This window comes from Micromonospora craterilacus (assembly GCF_003236315.1).
Taxonomy (GTDB): Bacteria; Actinomycetota; Actinomycetes; order Mycobacteriales; family Micromonosporaceae; genus Micromonospora; species Micromonospora craterilacus.
This window is the reverse complement of record NZ_POTY01000003.1, coordinates 61,206-79,373: the sequence shown is the minus strand read 5'-3', so window position 1 is coordinate 79,373 and position 18,168 is coordinate 61,206. Positions and strand designations below refer to the sequence as shown.

The 18,168-nt window shown below is 70.3% G+C and carries 15 protein-coding genes; 10 read left to right on the top strand and 5 right to left on the bottom strand.

Translation table 11 applies throughout. The annotated features are described in order from the left end of the window. The first annotated feature begins 149 nt into the window (after positions 1-149). From C1I95_RS01245 to htpG, 5 genes are all read left to right on the top strand, one after another. Positions 150-833 (top strand): response regulator transcription factor, encoded by a 684-nt coding sequence (locus tag C1I95_RS01245; protein WP_111211872.1) that lies wholly within the window; start codon positions 150-152, stop codon positions 831-833. After that, complete coding sequence (locus tag C1I95_RS01240; protein WP_111211871.1) at positions 830-2,185, top strand: sensor histidine kinase; 1,356 nt, start codon at positions 830-832, stop codon at positions 2,183-2,185. The genes C1I95_RS01245 and C1I95_RS01240 overlap by 4 nt, the downstream gene beginning before the upstream one ends. Further along, complete coding sequence (locus tag C1I95_RS01235; protein ID WP_111211870.1) at positions 2,182-2,787, top strand: GerMN domain-containing protein; 606 nt, start codon at positions 2,182-2,184, stop codon at positions 2,785-2,787. The genes C1I95_RS01240 and C1I95_RS01235 overlap by 4 nt, the downstream gene beginning before the upstream one ends. A gap of 121 nt (positions 2,788-2,908) precedes the next feature. After that, entirely contained in the window at positions 2,909-3,175 is a 267-nt protein-coding gene (locus C1I95_RS01230) for a GlsB/YeaQ/YmgE family stress response membrane protein (protein WP_111211869.1), read from the top strand. A gap of 167 nt (positions 3,176-3,342) precedes the next feature. Then, positions 3,343-5,256, top strand: coding sequence for a molecular chaperone HtpG (gene htpG, locus C1I95_RS01225; RefSeq protein WP_111211868.1), 1,914 nt, complete (start codon positions 3,343-3,345; stop codon positions 5,254-5,256). 73 nt (positions 5,257-5,329) lie between these two features. Here htpG and C1I95_RS01220 read toward each other — a convergent pair whose 3' ends face one another. The 4 genes from C1I95_RS01220 to C1I95_RS36085 form a co-directional block, all read right to left on the bottom strand. After that, positions 5,330-5,941, bottom strand: coding sequence for a hypothetical protein (locus C1I95_RS01220; RefSeq protein WP_146605607.1), 612 nt, complete (start codon positions 5,939-5,941; stop codon positions 5,330-5,332). Between the two features lie 235 nt (positions 5,942-6,176). Continuing rightward, a complete protein-coding gene (locus C1I95_RS01215; RefSeq protein WP_111211866.1) occupies positions 6,177-7,349 on the bottom strand; it encodes an MFS transporter in 1,173 nt (390 codons plus the stop codon). A gap of 77 nt (positions 7,350-7,426) precedes the next feature. After that, complete coding sequence (locus C1I95_RS01210; protein ID WP_111211865.1) at positions 7,427-7,906, bottom strand: hypothetical protein; 480 nt, start codon at positions 7,904-7,906, stop codon at positions 7,427-7,429. A gap of 128 nt (positions 7,907-8,034) precedes the next feature. Next, on the bottom strand, positions 8,035-8,352 hold the full coding sequence (locus tag C1I95_RS36085) for a hypothetical protein (protein ID WP_233513181.1): 318 nt from the start codon (positions 8,350-8,352) through the stop codon (positions 8,035-8,037). Positions 8,353-8,668: 316 nt separating this feature from the next. Between C1I95_RS36085 and C1I95_RS01200 the strand changes: the two genes are divergently transcribed. The 3 genes from C1I95_RS01200 to C1I95_RS01190 all read left to right on the top strand — a co-directional run bounded on the left by C1I95_RS01200 (position 8,669) and on the right by C1I95_RS01190 (position 14,904). Then, on the top strand, positions 8,669-11,119 hold the full coding sequence (locus C1I95_RS01200) for a M14 family metallopeptidase (protein ID WP_233513180.1): 2,451 nt from the start codon (positions 8,669-8,671) through the stop codon (positions 11,117-11,119). Positions 11,120-11,477: 358 nt separating this feature from the next. Continuing rightward, positions 11,478-14,246 carry a M14 family metallopeptidase gene (locus C1I95_RS01195; protein ID WP_111211864.1) on the top strand — a complete coding sequence of 923 codons (2,769 nt, stop codon included), beginning with the start codon at positions 11,478-11,480 and terminating at the stop codon, positions 14,244-14,246. Between the two features lie 25 nt (positions 14,247-14,271). Then, positions 14,272-14,904: a hypothetical protein gene (locus C1I95_RS01190; RefSeq protein WP_111211863.1), complete on the top strand. Its 633-nt coding sequence runs from the start codon at positions 14,272-14,274 to the stop codon at positions 14,902-14,904. 65 nt (positions 14,905-14,969) lie between these two features. On the opposite strand, the gene C1I95_RS01185 is transcribed toward C1I95_RS01190, so the two are convergent. Beyond that, the gene (locus C1I95_RS01185) at positions 14,970-16,094 is read right to left on the bottom strand and encodes a serine hydrolase domain-containing protein (protein ID WP_233513191.1); all 1,125 of its coding nucleotides are present in this window, start codon (positions 16,092-16,094) and stop codon (positions 14,970-14,972) included. A gap of 732 nt (positions 16,095-16,826) precedes the next feature. Between C1I95_RS01185 and C1I95_RS34705 the strand changes: the two genes are divergently transcribed. Continuing rightward, positions 16,827-17,294 (top strand): hypothetical protein, encoded by a 468-nt coding sequence (locus C1I95_RS34705; protein ID WP_146605606.1) that lies wholly within the window; start codon positions 16,827-16,829, stop codon positions 17,292-17,294. Positions 17,295-17,610: 316 nt separating this feature from the next. Continuing rightward, positions 17,611-18,024, top strand: coding sequence for a DUF5959 family protein (locus C1I95_RS01175; protein ID WP_111211860.1), 414 nt, complete (start codon positions 17,611-17,613; stop codon positions 18,022-18,024). The last annotated feature ends 144 nt before the right edge of the window (positions 18,025-18,168 follow it).

Here is an 18,168-nt window from a genome sequence, read left to right as displayed (position 1 = left end):
CGGCCCCCTCTTCTGGTGTCCCGAGGTCGGCTCTCACCCTGCCCAGCCGGATTGGCGGGCACTGCGCGGACGTATGACAGTTGCGTGACAAAACACCCGTAAGCCGGGCGCGGTTGGCCGGCTGGTAAGGGCTTGGGGATGATTCGGGTATGACAGCGGTACTGGTGATCGAGGACGACGACCGGATCCGGTTGGCGTTGCTGCTCGCCTTGGAGGACGAGGGCTACGACGCCCGAGGCGCGGCGACCGCGGAGGAGGGGCTGCGCTCCCAGCGCCGGGAGCCGGCCGACTACGTCTTGGTCGACCTGATGCTGCCCGGAATCGACGGCTTCGAGGGCATCCGCCAGCTGCGCCGCGACGACGACGTGCCGATCGTGGTGGTCAGCGCCCGCGACGACACCCACGACATCGTCGCCGCACTGGAGGCCGGTGCCGACGACTACGTGGTCAAGCCGGTGGCGATCAAGGAGCTGACCGCCCGGCTGCGGGCCCTGCGACGGCGGGGCCGCACGGTGACCGGGGTGGAGGCGGCGCTGCCGGTGTTCGCCTTCGGCGAGTTGGAGGTCAGCCCCGAGGCCGGGGAGGTCCGCCGGGCGGGGGAGCCGGTCGCGGTCACCCGCACCGAGTTCCGGCTGCTGTGCGAGCTGGCCGAGCACGCCGGGCGGGTGCTCTCCCGCCAGCAGTTGCTCAGCCGGGTCTGGGGGTACGACAGCGGCGACGAACGGCTGGTCGACGTGCACGTGGGCCGGTTGCGTCAGAAGATCGAATCCGATCCGGCCAACCCCCGCCACCTGGTGACGTTGCGCGGCCTGGGCTACAAACTCCAACGATGAGACGCCTCGGACTGCGCGCCCGGGTCACCACCGCGTTCGCGGTGGGCGCGCTGCTGCTGTCGGCCTCGATGGCCCTGGTGTCGTACGAGCTGACCCGCCGTACGCTGCTCGACGAGCGGGAACGCACCGTGCTGCGGGCGGCGTACTACGACGCGGCGGTGGTCCGCATCGGGCTGGACACCGAGAACCCGGACGTCGCGGAGGCGTTGCGGGCGTTGGACACCGGTACCAGCCGGCGGGCGCTGCTGCATCTCAACGGAAAGTGGTACGGCCGCGCCGCCGACAGCGGTGCCACCGCCGCCATCCCGGTCCGGCTGCGCGAGCTGGTCATCGCGGGGGAACCGGCGGTGCAGCGGATCCGGGTGGACGACCAGCCGGTGATGCTGGTCGGCGTGCCGTTGTCGGAGTCGGCCGAGTTCTACGAGATCGCCTCGCTGCGCGAGTTGGAGCAGACCTTCCAGGTCCTGGCGCTGGCGTTGACCGCGGTCGCGATCATGGTGGCCGGATCGGGGGCGGCGCTCGGCTGGTACGCCACCCGGCACGGGCTGCGCCCGCTGACCGCCGTCGCCGACGCGGCCGAGCGGATCGCGGCCGGAGACTTCACCACCCGCCTCACCCCGGACACCGACCCGGACCTGACCCGGTTGTCCACCTCGTTCAACCGGATGGTCGACGAGCTGGCCCGGCGCATCGACCGGGATCGACGCTTCGCCGCCGACGTCAGCCACGAGCTGCGCTCACCGCTGCAGACGCTCGCCGCGGCGGCGAGCGTGCTGTCCCGCCGCCGGGAGAACCAGGACCAGCGCACCGCCACCGCGGCCCGACTGGTGGCCGACGAGATCGACCGCTTCCAGCAGTTGGTCAACGACCTGCTGGACCTGGCGCGCAGCGATCAGCCGGTGCACCGGGAGCCGGTCGACATGGCCGAACTCGCCCGGCAGGCGTGCCGCGACCGGAACCTGGCGGAGTCGATGGTGCAGCTCGACGAGGACACCCCGGAGACCTGGCGGGTGGACCAGCGCCGCGTCGCGCAGGTGCTGGCAAATCTGCTCGACAACGCCGAGCGCTACGGCGCCGGCCCGGTCCTGGTGCGGTTCTCCCGCGACGGCGACACCGGTGTGGTCGAGGTGGACGACGAGGGCCCGGGGGTGCCGGTGGAGGACCGGAAGGCGATCTTCGACCGCTTCGTTCGGGGCCGGGCGGCCAACTACCGGGGCGGCGGCGACGGCACCGGTCTCGGGCTCGCGCTGGTGGCCCAGCACGCCGCCGCGCACGGCGGCGACGCCACGGTCAGCGACCGCCCCGAGGGCGGCGCCCGGTTCCGGATCACCCTGCCCGGGAGCGTCACATGACCAATGCCCGTACCGCCCGTACCGCCCGTACCGCCCGTACCGCCCGTACCGTGCTGGCCGCCGCCCTGCTGACCCTGGTCGCCGCGTGCGGGGTGCCCGCCGAGGACCGGCCCCGGGCGGTCACCCCGCCGCCCGGCCCGTTTCCGCATACCGCGACGGCCGCGCCGACGGCGGCCGAGACCGGTGCGGTGACCGAGATGCTCTACTTCTCCCGCGACGACCGGCTGGTGCCGGTGATCCGCCGGATCGACGAGGTGCCCACCCTCGACGCGTTGCTGCGGGACCTGCTCGCCGGGCCGACGCCCGCCGAGCGCGACGACGGCCTGACCAGCGCGCTGCCGGGCGCGCTCAGCGACGCCGTGGTCGAACTCGTCGACGGGCGGGCGCGGGTCACGGTCGGGCCGGCCGCCGCGGACACCGGCCGCAGCGACGAGCTGCTCGCGTACGGGCAGCTCGTGTGTACGCTCACCGCCCGCACCGACGTCGAGGCGGTGTTCTTCGTGCGCGACGGCGTGCCCCTGCGGGTGCCCCGGGCGGATCTTTCCCTCTCGGCGGACCCGCTCACGGCGGCCGACTACGCGGTCCTGATCAGCCCTCGTTGAGTGAGCCCCGACTGTGACGGTTGCGTGACAAACCCAACGGTGGCGGGTGCCGGAGTTTGACAGGGGCACCGGCCGGGGCAGAAGGTCGGCGCCAACGTTGACGTTTGGAGGGACGGCTCTCGTGGAAATCACCGGCTTCTTCACCGCCATCATCATCGGTCTGATCATCGGTGCGCTCGGCCGGCTCGTCGTGCCGGGCCGGCAGCGCATCCCGCTCCTGCTGACCCTGCTGATCGGTATCGTCGCCGCGATCCTCGGCACGTTGGTCGCCGAGGTGCTCGGTGTGGCCGAGACCCGGGGCGTCGACTGGATCGAGCTGGCCATCCAGGTGGCCTTCGCCGCGGTCGGCGTCTCGCTCGTCGCCGGGTTGTACGGCCGCCGACGCTGACCCTTCCTGCCGCCGGCCCGCCCCACCGGGGCGGGCCGGCGTCGTGCGGGAGGCCCGACCGGCGGCGGCGGTCACGGCGGAGGTGGACCGCCCGGCGTACGCGGACCGCGACGGCTCGTATCCTTTCCGCGAACCGTCGTGGCGGGCGAGGACCGAAGGGACATGCTGTGAACGACCAGACCGAGACGTTGGAGTTTCAGGCCGAGGCGCGTCAGCTGCTTCAGCTGATGGTCCACTCGATCTACTCCAACAAGGACGTCTTCCTCCGCGAGCTGATCTCGAACGCGTCCGACGCGCTGGACAAGCTGCGCCTGGCGGCGTTGGTCGACAAGGATCTGGCCGTCGACATCGACGACCTGCACGTCGCCATCGAGGTGGACCGGGAGGCCCGCACCCTGACCGTGCGGGACAACGGCGTCGGCATGACCCGCGACGAGGTCGTCTCGGTCATCGGCACGATCGCCAAGTCCGGCACCGCCGAGCTGCTGCGCCAGCTGCGCGAGGCCAAGGACGCCGGCGCGTCGCAGGAGCTGATCGGCCAGTTCGGCGTCGGCTTCTACGCCGCGTTCATGGTCGCCGAGAAGGTCGTCCTGGTGACCCGGCGGGCCGGTGAGAGCGGCGGTACCCGCTGGGAGTCCGACGGCGGCGGCACCTACACCGTCGCCACGGTCGACGAGGCACCCCAGGGCACGGCGGTGACCCTGCACCTCAAGCCCGCCGACGCCGAGGACAACCTGCACGACTACACCGCCGAGTGGACCATCCGCGAGATCGTCAAGCGGTACTCCGACTTCATCGCCCACCCGATCCGGATGGCCGTGCAGCGGACCGGCGAGGGCGACGAGACCAGCACCGAGACGGTCACGCTCAACTCGATGAAGGCGTTGTGGGCCCGCCCGCGCGGCGAGGTCGAGCCGGCCGAGTACCACGAGTTCTACAAGCACGTCAGCCACGACTGGGCGGACCCCCTCGAAACCATCCACATGCGGGGCGAGGGGACCTTCGAGTACGAGGCGCTGCTGTTCATCCCCTCGCACGCGCCGCTGGACCTGTTCTCCCCGCAAGGGCGCCGTGGCGTGCAGCTCTACGTCAAGCGCGTCTTCATCATGGACGACTGCGACGCGCTCATGCCCAACTACCTGCGCTTCGTCAAGGGTGTGGTGGACGCCCACGATCTGTCGCTGAACATCTCCCGGGAGATCCTCCAGCAGGACCGGCAGATCCGGGCGGTGCGCCGCCGTCTGGTCAAGAAGGTCCTCGCCACCGTCAAGGAAGTCAAGACCGGCCAGCCGGAGCGGTACCGCACCTTCTGGACCGAGTTCGGCCCCGCGGTCAAGGAGGGCCTGATCGACGACACCGACAACCGGGACACCCTGCTGGAGATCCTGTCGGTCGCCTCCACCCACGATCAGGCCGAGCTGACCGACCTGGCCGGCTACGTCGGCCGGATGAAGGACGGCCAGACCGACATCTACTACGCCACCGGCGAGAACCGCGCCACCATCGAGAACTCCCCGCACATGGAGGCGTTCCGCGCCAAGGGCTACGAGGTGCTCCTGCTCACCGACCCGGTCGACGAGGTCTGGGTGGAGCAGGTGGGCAGCTACGACGGCCGGACCCTGCGTTCGGTCGCCAAGGGCCAGGTCGACCTGGACACCGAGGAGGAGCGGACCGAGGCCGAGGCCGAGCGGGAGCGCCAGCGCGCCGAGTACGCCGACCTGCTCGGCTGGATGGGCGGTGTGCTCACCGACTCCGTCAAGGAGGTTCGCCTGTCGACCCGGCTGACCACCTCGCCGGCCTGTGTGGTCGGCGACGCCCACGACCTCACCCCGACCCTGGAGAAGATGTACCGGGCGATGGGCCACGAGGTGCCGAAGGTCAAGCGGATCCTGGAGGTCAACCCGGGCCACCCGCTCGTCGCCGGTCTGCGCAAGGCGCACGAGCAGGGCGGCACCGAGGCGTCGTTGGCGGAGACCGCCGAGCTGCTGTACGGCATGGCCCTGCTCGCCGAGGGCGGCGATCTGGCGGACCCGTCCCGGTTCGCCCGGATCCTCGCCGACCGGCTCGCCCGTACCCTCTAGGTTCGGGGTCTCGATCCAGGGTCGGGTGGCCTCGCCGCGACGGTGGCGCCACCCGATCCTGGATCGAGCACGATCAGCCCTGCACCAGCCGGCGTGCCTCGGCCGAGACCTCCGCGGGGTACGGCGGGTCCGCGTCGAGGACGATGTGGGCGATCGCGGTCCGCAACGTGGACGCGGTGGTGGTGCCGGTCCGGTCGGCGATGAGGTGCCCCGGATCGACCTCGGCGAGGGCGGACAGCGCCGTCGAGTAGACGTCCCGGACGGCCTCGACGGGTGGCAGCTGGAGCATCGATATCGGCTCGCCGGCGACGATGCGGCTCCGCAGTCGGGTGTCCCAGACGAACACGAAGTACCCGATGTCGGCGACGAGGTGGTGGTCGCCGAGTCGCTGTGCCTCGGCGGCGACCACGGCCAGCCAGCGCCACGGCCGGTCGATCCCGAGGTCTCCGGTCTGCTCGACCTGTCGGACGTGCCGCAGCAGGGTCTCCAGGTCGGCCACGCCACCGCCGGCCTCGATCACCGCCTGCGCCGCCTGCCCCATCAACGCGTCGTCACCCAGCGCCGCGAGGAAACCCCGCACCACCCGGCGGGCGATGTCCAGGTCACCGGGGGCCACGGTGGGCGGTGGTGGCGGTCCGGGCGGGGGTTCGGGTAGCGGCTTGCGCTTCCTGCCGAAGATGCCCACGTGGCCGGCTCCGTTCGTGTCGGGTCGGGGCTGCCCGGGTACGTGTCGGTCGACGGGTGCACACGGGCCACCGGTCCATCGGATCCTGCCGGCTCGCACCGACCTCGGCACCCGCCGTTCCGGTGGTGCTCAGTGGATCATCGGGTGAGGAACCGGTCGACGCCGACCCGGGCGGTGGCGCGCTGGCCCGACCCGGCGCCGCTGATGCGGTCTGCCCTGATCGGCCGGACCATCCCTACGCCCGCACCGCGACCGGGGCGGTGGCGGCGCGGTAGGCCAGGGCGCACGCGCCGAGGCAGGCCAGCGCGGCGGCGACGAGCGGCGGACGGCCGCCCCACCCGACGGCGGCGGCACCGAGCGGATTCGCCAGGGCGATCGGGCCGAACATCACCATGTTGGCGGTGGCGCCGACCCGGCCCAGCAACGCGTCCGGGGTCTGTGTCTGTATCGCCGTCACGGCCGCGACGAGGGCCGACACCAGGCCGGCGCCGGCGGCCACCGAGGCCGCGAGCACGGCGGGCCACCAGGGTACGCAGCGGATCAGGCAACTCGCGGCGAACAGTGCGGTGCCGGCGGCGGCCACGGCGAGCGGCCCTCGCCGGGCGATGAGCCGGCCGACGACGGCACCGGCGACGATCGACCCGCCGCCCTGTGCGCTGAGCAGCACGCCGAGGAACGTGGCCGGCAGACCGAGGTCGTCGACGACGATCGCGTACCCGGCGGCGGTGGTGAAGCCCGACATCGCGATCGCCACCGCCGCCAGGGCCACGCACACTCGCAGCACCGGATGCCCGAGCAGCGCGGTGAGCCCGACCCGTACGCCCCGGGGAGGGCGGCCCGGGGCGGTGCCGGCCGGCGGGACCGTCAGCCGCAGCGTCAGGTAGAGGGCGGCCACCAGGATCGGCACGGCGGCGCTGACCAGGGCCACCAGGTGGCCGCCCTGCCAGGCGTACAGGCCGGCGCCGGCCAGCGGGGCGATCAGCTTCATGCCCTCCTGGGCGCTGGAGCGCCAGCCGTTGACGTGCCCGAGTTCGGCGGCCGGTAGCGCGGCGGGCAGCAGCGCGGTCTCGCCCGCGTCGATCAGCAGGTAGCTGACGCCGTAGGCGGCGGCGACGCCGTAGATCAGCCACACCTGGTCGGGGCCGCGGACCGCGAGCAGGCTCGGCAGGGTGGCCGCGAGCGCGAGGTTGGCCGCGACCACGAGCGGTCGCCGGGGCACCCGGTCGACCAGGGCGCCGAGCCACGGGCCGGCGAGCGTGGGCGCGTAGACGCAGAGCGCGGCGAGGGCGGCGCGGCCGGGGGAGCCGGTGAGGTCGAGGATCCAGATGCCGGCGACCAGGGACATCGCGCTGCTGCCGAAGCCGGACAGCAGGGAGATCGCCACGAACAGGGTCGCGTTGCGCCGCACGGGCCCTCCAGGGTTGAGTCGAAGTGACTCACAGCCTCAACTCTGAGTCTGCTGGAGGCAATAGCGATGGAGGGTTGTCAATGATGTGTTGACAGCGCGGCGGAGAGGTCGCGGGCGACGGCGCGTACCGGGATCGGTAGCCCGGGGCCGGTCGCGGCGAGGTCGGCGGCGACGTGCCCGGCCAGGTCGTACAGGCCGCCGGGCGCCGCCTCCAGGGCGAGTGCCGTGGTGCGGCGGATCAGCGCGGCCCGGGGAAACCGCGTGTCCCAGCGCCGGTCGGCGTCGATCCACTGCTGCAAGGCGGCGAGCCGGGCGCGTAGCCGGGCGACCTCGGCCGGCCAGTGCCGGTCGGACTCCGTCCGGCGGGACCGGCGCGCGGCGGCCAGGCGCTGGCGGCGCTGCTCGGCGGCCTGCCGGCTGCCCAGCCCGAGGGCGTCGGCGACCTGCGACCAGGTCGCGCCGGCCTGCCGGGCCCGGTCGATGAGATCCAGCTCGTTCTCGTCCAGCTCGTCGCGCGCGGCCGGGATCCCGGCCAGCCGGCCCAGCGTGTCACGCACGTGTCAACGCTACATTGACAGCCGCTCCGGCCTGATCCGCCGGTCAGCCGGTTGACCGGGTCGTCCAACGGGTCAGTGGCGGCCGGCATCCGTCCGGCGGGTGAGGCGCGTGGACGGGGCCCCGCGGGTCAGGCGGCGGCAGACCCGCGCCGGGACTGCTCCGGAGCCCAGCCGGACCCCGTGCCCTGCCAGCCGTCCCACTGCGGGGCGGTGGGTGCGGGCGGCTCGTCCGCCGGGCCACCCTGGGCCAGGCTGAGCGCCCGCTGGGCCCGCTGCCAGGGCGCGCAGGGCCAGGCCTGGCCGGCGCAGAGCAGGTGGACGCAACCGCCGCCCTCGGCCGGCGCGTGGGCGTCGGCGACGTCCAGGGCGAGCCGCCACAGCAGCGGGTCGGTGACCTCTGTGGGTCGGTCGGTGGTATGGCTGGACCGGTCGTCGTTCTCAGACACGCGTGATCCCCCCTCGCTTCAAGCTGCACGCTTCTGGTCTCCAGTCTGCATGCAGGTCAAACACTCTTTCCGGGGCGGGTCGGGGCGAGGTGGGCGCGGTCACCCACGATTGATTGACAGATCGACATCCGTCGGCGAAAGATGAGCGACACCTAGATCATTCACTCCTGGTCTACCGGATGCGCGACGCTGCGTAACGGCGATGCGGGCAGCGTCGCGCGCAGCGCGTGCGGTCATGGCTGTCCACGGAGCTGAGGGCAGCCGAGGCGAGCCGCGTACCCGTCCGCCCCGCACGCCGAGAAGGGGCGATAGCCTCATGTCCGAATTCCGTACCCGTAGCCGGTGGCGACGCCGGCTACCCGCGTCCGCGGCGCTGGCGGCCGGCACGGCCGTGCTGCTGATGGTGAGCCCGGCTGTGGCCGTCGTGCCGCAGGCCGCGGTACCCACCACCGAAACCCCCGCCGACCTCGGCCGACTCGCCGACGAGGCGGTCAACGTCGTCGAGGTGCTGCTGGCCGACAACGCCGAGTTGGACGCGTTGGTGGCCACCGGCGTCGACCTCGACCACCACGTCGACCAGACCGAGGACGGCATCGTCGTGCATGCCGTGGTGACCGGCAACGAGGTCGCCACGCTGACCCAGGCCGGCTTCACCTTCGGCGAGGTCCTGCACACCCCGGCCGACGCCGAGGCTCGGATCGACGAGCGCGAGGCGACCATCGCCGCACACCTGGCGGACAACCAGGAGTTCGCCGCGGCGGCCTCGTTCTCGGCCCAGTCCACCGTCTCCGACGTCAAGATCATTCGTGCCGACTACTACACCTCCGGTGAGAACCAGGTGCTGTCGGTGGAGGCGAAGTGGGCGCAGGGGCAGACTGCCACCAACGCGCTCACCGTCGAGCGGGACAGCGGGCCGGGCACCGAGATCGGTTCCGGCGGTACCCAGAACATCACCCGCTTCGTCGACGCCGGCGTCTACATGTACCACCGGGGCGCGGCGCAGGTGACCAGCCGGCCCGACTACGTGCGGATCACCAGCCCCACCGGTGACGTCGCGGTGGCCAAGGTGAACGAGTGGCTGCCGATCTCGGGCAAGGACCCGGAGGGCCCGGGTTACCAGAAGGACTTCGTCACCAGCTACCTCACGCCGACTGAGCTGTACGACCGGATCAAGGCCCTGGCCGCGCAGTACCCGAAGATCTCCGAGATCGTCGAGCTGCCGTACAAGACCAACGGCTACCGGCGCAAGGCGCAGGCCGTGCTCGGCACCGCCAACGCCAGCCGGGTCGGGGTGGACTCGCTGGCCTGGGGTCACGAGGGCGGCAACAACGTCTCGGTCGAGCTGGCCAACCCCGGCGTCGCCGACGCGCCCCTGACGGTGACCGTCACCGGCACCCAGGTCCGCGTCAGCCTCGCCACCAACGCCAGCGGCGCCGTCACCAGCACCGCCGCTCAGGTCGTCGCCGCGCTCAACGCGCAGGCGGGGACGCTGCTGAAGGCGTACACCTACCGGGGCAACGCGGGCACCGGCGTGGTCGCGACGGCCGCGCCGACCGCGCTGTCGGACGGCTTGTCCGCGCCGGCGTCGGTCTCCCGCGATCCGCACTCGGTGTACGCCATCCGGATCGGCAAGCACCGCGACGGTTCCAAGCTCGGCGTGCTCGCCTACGCCCAGGAGCACGCCCGGGAGTGGGTGCCGCCGCTGGTCACCATCGAGACCGCCGAGCGGCTGCTGCGCAACTACGCCCACGACGGTCGTACCAAGCAGCTGGTGGACAACCTGGACATCTGGATCGCCCCGTCGATCAACCCGGATGGCGGGCACTACTCGTTCTACGACTTCAACTCGCAGCGTAAGAACATGACCAACCACTGCACGCCGGAGACGTCCGGGGACTTCCTCGGCCGCACCTCGTGGGGTGTGGACAACAACCGCAACTACACCGAGTACAGCCTCTTCGACGGCTACTCGGGCGCGTCGGCGAGCTGCACCAGCGGCACGTACGCCGGGCCCAGCGAGCTGTCGGAGCCGGAGAACAGGAACGTGGACTGGCTGGCCTCCCGGCCGAACATCAAGTTCTCGATGAACCTGCACTCCTCGGGTAACTACTTCATGTGGTCGCCTGGCGCGTACGCGACCCCGGGTCGGATCTCGGCGCCGCGGCCGACGCTGGCCGAGGAGTCGTTGTTCTGGGGTGCCTCGTCGCGGATCCTGACCGCCATCAAGCGGCACCGCAACCTGGCGGTCACCCCGGCGCGTACCGGTCCGATCGCCGACGTGCTGTACTCGGCGGCCGGCAACTCCGGTGACATGCTCTGGTACAAGTACGGCATCTACGCCTGGAACTTCGAGGTCGGCACGTCCTTCCAGCCTCCGTGGGCTTCCGCCCACCAGGAGACGATGGAGTTCTCCAACGGTCTGGTGGAGATGCTGCGGGTGGCCCGCGACTTCGACACCGACCACCAGCGGCCGACCAGCTCGCTGTCGGTCACCGCGAGCGCCACGGCGGGCATGGTCGACCTGAAGTTCGAGACCGACGAACCGGCAGCGGTCTTCTACACCCTCGATGGTGCCAAGCCCACCTACGAGTCGGCCCTCTACGGGTCGGCGGGCATCCGTGAGGGCGGGGAGACGGTGACCGTCCCGTCCGGCACGACCGTCCACTGGTTCTCGGTGGACGCGCGGGGCAACGTGGAGAAGAACTACAAGCCTGACGGCAACGGCAAGAACTTCAACAAGCAGACGGTCGTCGCACCGATCGGCTGACGACAGCGCGGGGAGGCGGCGGCGCCCGGCTGGGTGCCGCCGCCTTTGCGTGCAGACCAGACCGTCACCCCTTACGACATGTCTACATGCAGGTCAAACGCCGGATTCGAACCGTTGGGGCAACGTGAGGACGATCACCATCTCGCCAATTGGGATGATTGACAGATCACCTTCAGCGGGTGAAAGTTGTCCGCAACCTGATCACTCCTTACCCCGGACGTGTGACGCTGCGTAATTGGCGGTGCGGGCGGCGTCCCTCTTCCGGGCGCATCGTCATGGCTGTTTACGGGGATGGGGGCAGCCATGGCGAAGCGTGAACTTCTCGCCCACCGCACGCCGAGAAGGGGCTTCAAGCCTCATGACCGAGTTCCGTACCCGTTCCCGGTGGCGACGCCGGCTACCCGCCTCCGCAGCGCTGGCAGCCGGCACGGCCGTGCTGCTGATGGTCAGCCCGGCGGCGGCCGTCGTGCCGCAGGCCGCCGCACCCGCGGCACCCGCGGTACCCCCCGCCGACCTCGGCCGGCTCGCCGACGAAAAGGCCAACGTTGTCGAGGTGCTCCTAGCCGACAACGACGAGCTGGACGCGCTGGTGGCCACCGGCGTCGACCTCGACCACCACGTCGACCGCACCGAGGACGGCGGCATCGTCGTCCACGCCGTGGTGACCGGCAACGAGGTCGCCACCCTGACCGCCGCCGGCTACACCTTCGGCAAGGTCCTGCACACCGCCGCCGACTCCGAGGCCCGGATCGCCGAGCGCGAGGCGACCATCGCCGCGCACCTGGCCGACAACCAGGACTTCAGCGCGGCGGCGGGGATGGCGGCCCGCGCGGCCGTCTCCGACGTCAAGATCATCCGTGCCGACTACTACACCAACGGCACCACCCAGGTGCTGTCGGTGGAGGCGAAGTGGGCGCAGGGCCAGACCGCCACCACCGCGCTCACCGTCCAGCGGGACAGCGGACCGGGCACCGAGATCGGTTCCGGCGGCACGCAGAGCATCACGCGCTTCGTCGACGGCGGGGCCTACATGTACCACCGCGGCGCGGCGAACGTGACCAGCCGCCCCGACTACGTGCGGATCACCAGCCCCACCGGTGACGTCGCCGTGGCCAAGGTGAAGGAGTGGCTGCCGATCTCCGGCGACTCTCCCGAGGGCCCGGGCTACCAGAAGGACTTCGTCAACAGCTACCTGACCCCCACCGAGCTCTACGACCGGATCAAGAACCTGGCCCAGCAGTACCCGAGCCTGTCCGAGATCGTCGAGCTGCCGTACAAGACCAACGGCTACCGCCGCAAGGCGCAGGCCGTGCTCGGCACCGCCAACGCCAGCCGCGTCGGCGTCGACTCGCTGGCCTGGGGCCACGAGGGCGGCAACAACGTCTCGGTCCAGCTGTCCAACCCCGGCGTGGCCGACTCGGCCCTGCTGGTGAAGGTCCTCGGCACCGACGTGATGGTCAGCCTGGCCACCAACGCCTCCGGCGCCGTCACCAGCACCGCCGCTGAGGTCGCCGCAGCGCTCAACGCCTCGCCTGAGGCCGCGGCGCTGCTGCAGGCATACACCTACCGGGGCAACGCGGGCACGGGCGTGGTCGCGACGACCGGGAAGACCATGCTGACGGACGGCCTCCTTGCGCCGGCGTCGGTCTCCCGCGACCCGCACACCGTCTACGCCATCCGCATCGGCAAGCACCGCGACGGCTCCAAGCTCGGCGTGCTCGCCTACGCCCAGGAGCACGCTCGCGAGTGGGTGCCGCCGCTGGTGACCGTCGAGACCGCCGAGCGGCTGCTGCGCAACTACGAGAGCGACGCGAACACCCGCGAGCTGGTGGACAACCTCGACATCTGGATCGCCCCGTCGATCAACCCGGATGGCGGGCACTACTCGTTCTACGACTTCAACTCGCAGCGTCGGAACATGACCAACCACTGCCCGCTCACGGGCAACGCGGACTACCTCGCCCGTAACACCTGGGGTGTGGACAACAACCGCAACTACACCGAGTACAGCCTCTTCGACGGCTACTCGGGCGCCTCGGCGAGCTGCACCAGCGACACGTACGCCGGGCCCAGCGAGCTGTCCGAGCCGGAGAACAGGAACGTGGACTGGCTGGCCTCCCGGGGGAACATCAAGTTCTCGATGAACCTGCACTCCTCGGGTAACTACTTCATGTGGTCGCCTGGCGCGTACGCGACCCCGGGTCGGATCTCGGCGCCGCGGCCGACGCTGGCCGAGGAGTCGCTGTTCTGGGGTGCCTCGTCGCGGATCCTGACCGCCATCAAGCGGCACCGCAACCTGGCGGTCACCCCGGCGCGTACCGGTCCGATCGCTGACGTGCTCTACTCGGCGGCCGGCAACTCCGGTGACATGCTCTGGTACAAGTACGGCATCTACGCCTGGAACTTCGAGGTCGGCACCTCCTTCCAGCCGGCCTGGGCATCCGCCAAGGAAGAGACCATGGAGTTCTCCAACGGTCTGGTGGAGATGCTGCGGGTGGCCCGTGACTTCGACACCGACACGACGGCGCCGACCAGCACGGTGAACGTCGAAGCGAGCGCCACGGCGGGCATGGTCGACCTCACCTTCGACACCAACGAGCCGGCGGCGGTCTTCTACACCCTCGACGGTTCTCGCCCGACGTACGAGTCGGCCCTCTACGGGTCGGCGGGCATCCGCGAGGGCGGGGAGACGGTAACCGTCCCGTCCGGCACGACCGTGCACTGGTTCTCGGTGGACTCCCGGGGCAACGTGGAGAACGGCTACCTGCCCGACGGCAGCGGCACCAACTTCAACAAGAAGAAGGCGTGGGACCCGGAGGCGCTGCCGCTGACGGTGACCGCGCAGGTGCGGTGTGTGGCGGGTAAGGCGTACGTCGCGGTGCAGGCGAACAACGAGCACAACGCGGCGGTGAGTATCGGTCTGGAGAGCGCGTACGGCAACAAGGCCGCCGCCAACGTCGCGCCGGGTGGAAACACGTTCCAGCAGTTCAACACCCGGGCGACCGCGATCTCGGCCGGCTCGGCGACCGCCCGCGCTACCGGGTCGCTCAACGGTGAGGCCGTGACGAGCGTGGTCACCAAGGAATACGCGGCCGTCAACTGCGCCGACCCGCGTGCCGCCCAGTAACTGAACGCAGCAACGGAGAGATCGAATGAATACATGGAGTCGTAAGCGGCTCGCCGCGGCAGGTGCCGCGGGTGCCCTACTGGCCGGTTCGGTGGCGATGGCGTCGCCGGCGTTGGCCGAGCCGGGTGACGAGTCGGATGTGCGGGTGACCGTGGACATCGAGCCGATCAAGGAGCCGGGTGTCCTGGCGATGTCGATCGCCGGTGACTCGGTCGCTCTGGCCGAGGACGGGTCGACCCTGCTGGTCCGTCAGTTCGTCGGCACCCTGCCCACGGTCACCGTGACCGACACGCGCACCGCCGACGAGGTGCCCGCGGGTGCCGCGTGGGCGGTGCTGGGCAGCGCGACCGACTTTGTCGGTAGTGCGGGTCAGGCGCCGATCGGTGCCGGGCACCTGGGGTGGAAGCCGCGTCTGATCGACGGCGGCGACACCGGCCTGGTATCCGAAGGTGAAGAGGTCGTGACCGTCCTCGACGAGGCGACCCAGCCGGGTAACAACGTGGGTCTGGTCGACCAGGAACTCCTCGTCTCGACCTTCGACTCCGGTGCGGTTGCTGGTGACGCGTACTCGGTCAACGCCGACCTGTTCCTGCGGACCCCGGCGGACGTCGCCGCGGGTGCGTACACCTCGACGCTGACCCTGTCCCTGTTCGAGTAAGACCAACTGTGAAAAGGGGGGCCGCACCCAGCGGCCCCCCTTTTCACTCCGCGCGGACTTTGACGCTAGGGCACCGCCACCGCCGCGTCGTTGCCCGGCATCCGGGTCACGCTGGGCAGCTGCGGCACTGCCTCGATTGAGCGGCTGTTCATCTCGCTGGCCGGGCACATCGCGGTGAGCAGGAACGTATGCCAGGCGATGTCGATCGGGTGCGGACCGGGCAGGCCGACCTGGTAGTGGCTGATGTTGATCCCGGACGATACCTGGCGGGCACCGTTTCGACTGTGCATCGAGTACGTCAGGTGACCGATCACCGCGCCGTCGTGGCCCCAGAACACGCCGCACGGGGTGGGCAGCGAGTAGATGCCGAGACCGTAGCCGCCGGCCTCGGGCATCTCCGGCAGCATCGGCACTGCGTTGAGCATCTCGTCGAGGGTGGCCGGGCTGAGCAGGTCGCCGCCGAGCAGCGCCCGGAAGAACGTGTTCAGGTCCGCCGTGGTGGCGATCATCTCGCCCGCCGTCCACGCCCAACTCATGTTGAACTCGCTGAGGTCGCGAACCCCGAACGGGGCGAAGTAGGCGCCACCGTGCGGGCCGCGGATCGTCGGATCGTTGCCGGGGAAGCTCGTCCCGGTGAGCTTCAGCGGCCGCAGGATGCGCCGCTGCACCTCGGCCGCCGCACCGTTGCCGGTGACCGCTTCGATCAACAGTCCGGCCAGCACGTAGTTGGTGTTCGAGTAGTTGAAACTGGCGCCGGGGGCGTTGGTCGGCGGCATGGCCAGGCCCATGGCGACCAGGTCGGCCGGAGCGTACGTGGTGACCTGCATCTGGTTGATCGCCCCGTACGAGTCGATCATCGCGTTGGTGTAGTTGCCGATACCGCTGGTGTGGTTCAGCAGCATCCGGACGGTGACCTGGGAGCCGGGCTCACCCGGCACGATGTCCGGCAGCCACTGCCCGATCGGGTCGTCGAGACCCAGCCGGCCCTCGTCGACGAGTTGCAGCACGGTGGTGGCGACGAACGTTTTGGTGATGCTGCCGATGCGGTGTCGCATCTGTGGCTGCATCGGTCGAGGCCTGGTCAGAAACGCCTGGCCGGCAGCGTCGCGCCAGTCATGCCGGCCGTCGCGCACGGCGGCCAGCACGCCTGGGACGCCGGCTTCGGGCACCGCGGCGAGCGCAGCGCGCAACTCGGCGCGATGCAGCCCGCTGGCGGCAGGACCACCGGAGGACGGTCCGCCGGCCGGCCCGGCCGACGGGCCGGGCTGCGCGGCGGCGGATGCGGGTACGACAGCGATCGAGACCACCAGTGTCGCGCTGGTCGTGACGATCTTCAGTGTCCGAAGAAGACTAGACATACCTACATGCTTGGTGTGTTCCAGGCTGAACTCATCCTGCTCAGGTGCGAGATTCGACTCCCACCGCCGAGTGAAGCGGAGTCAACATTGGCGCGGGGCTGCGCGCGCAGTCGGGCCTCCGATGCCGGCGCTACCAGCGACAGCGGTCCGATCCCGTGATCCGACTGCGCATGCCTCCTGCCGGTCACCGTGGCGCGAGGAGGTTCAAGAGAGGTCATCGGATGCGCGACGCGTCGGGGTACGGTCGACGGGGTGGCGGCTGGGTGAGGCTACGGGATCAACGCAACCGAAATCGGCCGACGTAGCCGGGTGGGTCGGTGTCGGACAGCTACGGTGACAGCAACGAGGTCGGACGTTGAGGGCCGGGTACGGCGGGCAGCGGACAACCGTCCGACGTCAGAGACGTGCGCGGACCGAGCCAGCCGGAGCGCCGAGAACGTCCGTACGAGCCGTCAAGGTCCCGTTGATGATATGGCGGGCCGGCGGCGGCCCGCTCCCCAGGCGGGCGGGTCGGCGGCAGACAGGGATGGCAACGGCGCGCTGGTCTGTCGCTACGGTGGTTCGATGCGTCGAGCATTCGTCCGCAGCCAGTACTCGCAGCTCATCGTCTGGACCGGCGACGATGGGCCAATCCGGGCGAGCGCGGATGCCATAGGCGTGGAGTATCGAGGGCGATTGGGGCATCCATCTTCGTACGGTCTGCTCGTCGGCCGCGCAGCTCGTGGACATGAAGGCACGTTCTCGCTCGATCCGAAGCCTGGCACTTTGGTGGTCGCGGGCGACCACGTCACGCTCGGCCTGACTGAGCCCGAGTATCACGGTGCGCTGGGTGCTGCGAACGTGTTTCTCGGCGGTGGGCTGGTCATTACTGGCGTGGCCGAAGGCCGATTCGGCTCGTCAGCGGTTGTCTTCGCCAAGCTCGCCGCTCTCCTGTCAGTGCTGCTCTGCGCCGGTCCCGATGTCATCGATGAGGCGCGGCTGTGGGCGACATGGGACAAGCCATGGCACGCGTGTGCGCTTCGGGCTGAGTGACAAGCGGGGTGACAACGGGTGTGCACGGCGCTGGACGTTGACGGACGGCGTGGGACTGTTTCAGCAGCTCACGCTGAGCATCGTGCCTGGCCAATGACCCGTGATCATTCGTTCGGGACGAAGGAGTCAAGCTCCGCCAGCGAGACGGCAGCCGACGGAGCTTGACATCCATAGGAGCATCGGGATGGCAGGATCGCCAGCGCTTAGTCTTGGCAGTGGAAGAACGGCGTGTCTGTCTGAAGCCATCTTCTTAATCCGCTGGTTCTGCGGATGCCGAGGGTCCGTTGGCTGGTGGGGCCAAGGCTAGGCTCAAGTCGTGGCCGAGATCGCCTCCATGGATCTGATAGTGCTCGCTGACGACGAGGGGAACAGCGTTAGCGTGAAGGTCCTGGGGCGGCACCGCAGTTGGCCCAACGCACTGGCTGCGCAGATCGTGGTCGAGACACCGTTCGTGCGTGGCCGCATCGACCTAGCGCTGTGGACCTCCAATCTACGGGAGTGGGCTCAAGCCTTGGATCGTCTCGGCGCGGGCGAGGATATCGCTTGGATGAGGATGAGCCGGGGGCCGTCTGTCTTCATACAGCTCACCGGGGAACGCGACTGTCCTGAGGTCGTGGTCGAAGACGAATTCGGTTCGATGGTCACCGTCCGCGTCCCGGTGGTTCTGCCCGAGGACTGGGTCACCCAGCACCGCCAACGCGTTCACGCTCTGGTAGCAGCCTGCGGGTAGGCGAACGCTGCTTCAGCGTGACGCCCCATGCCACCGCCATCCCATGGTTTCTCGATGAATGCCAAGGGCAGATCCAGCGCTGACAGCAACAACCCCGAACGTGGTGCACCGTGGCGAGCGTTCGACGGACGGCGATTCCAGGTG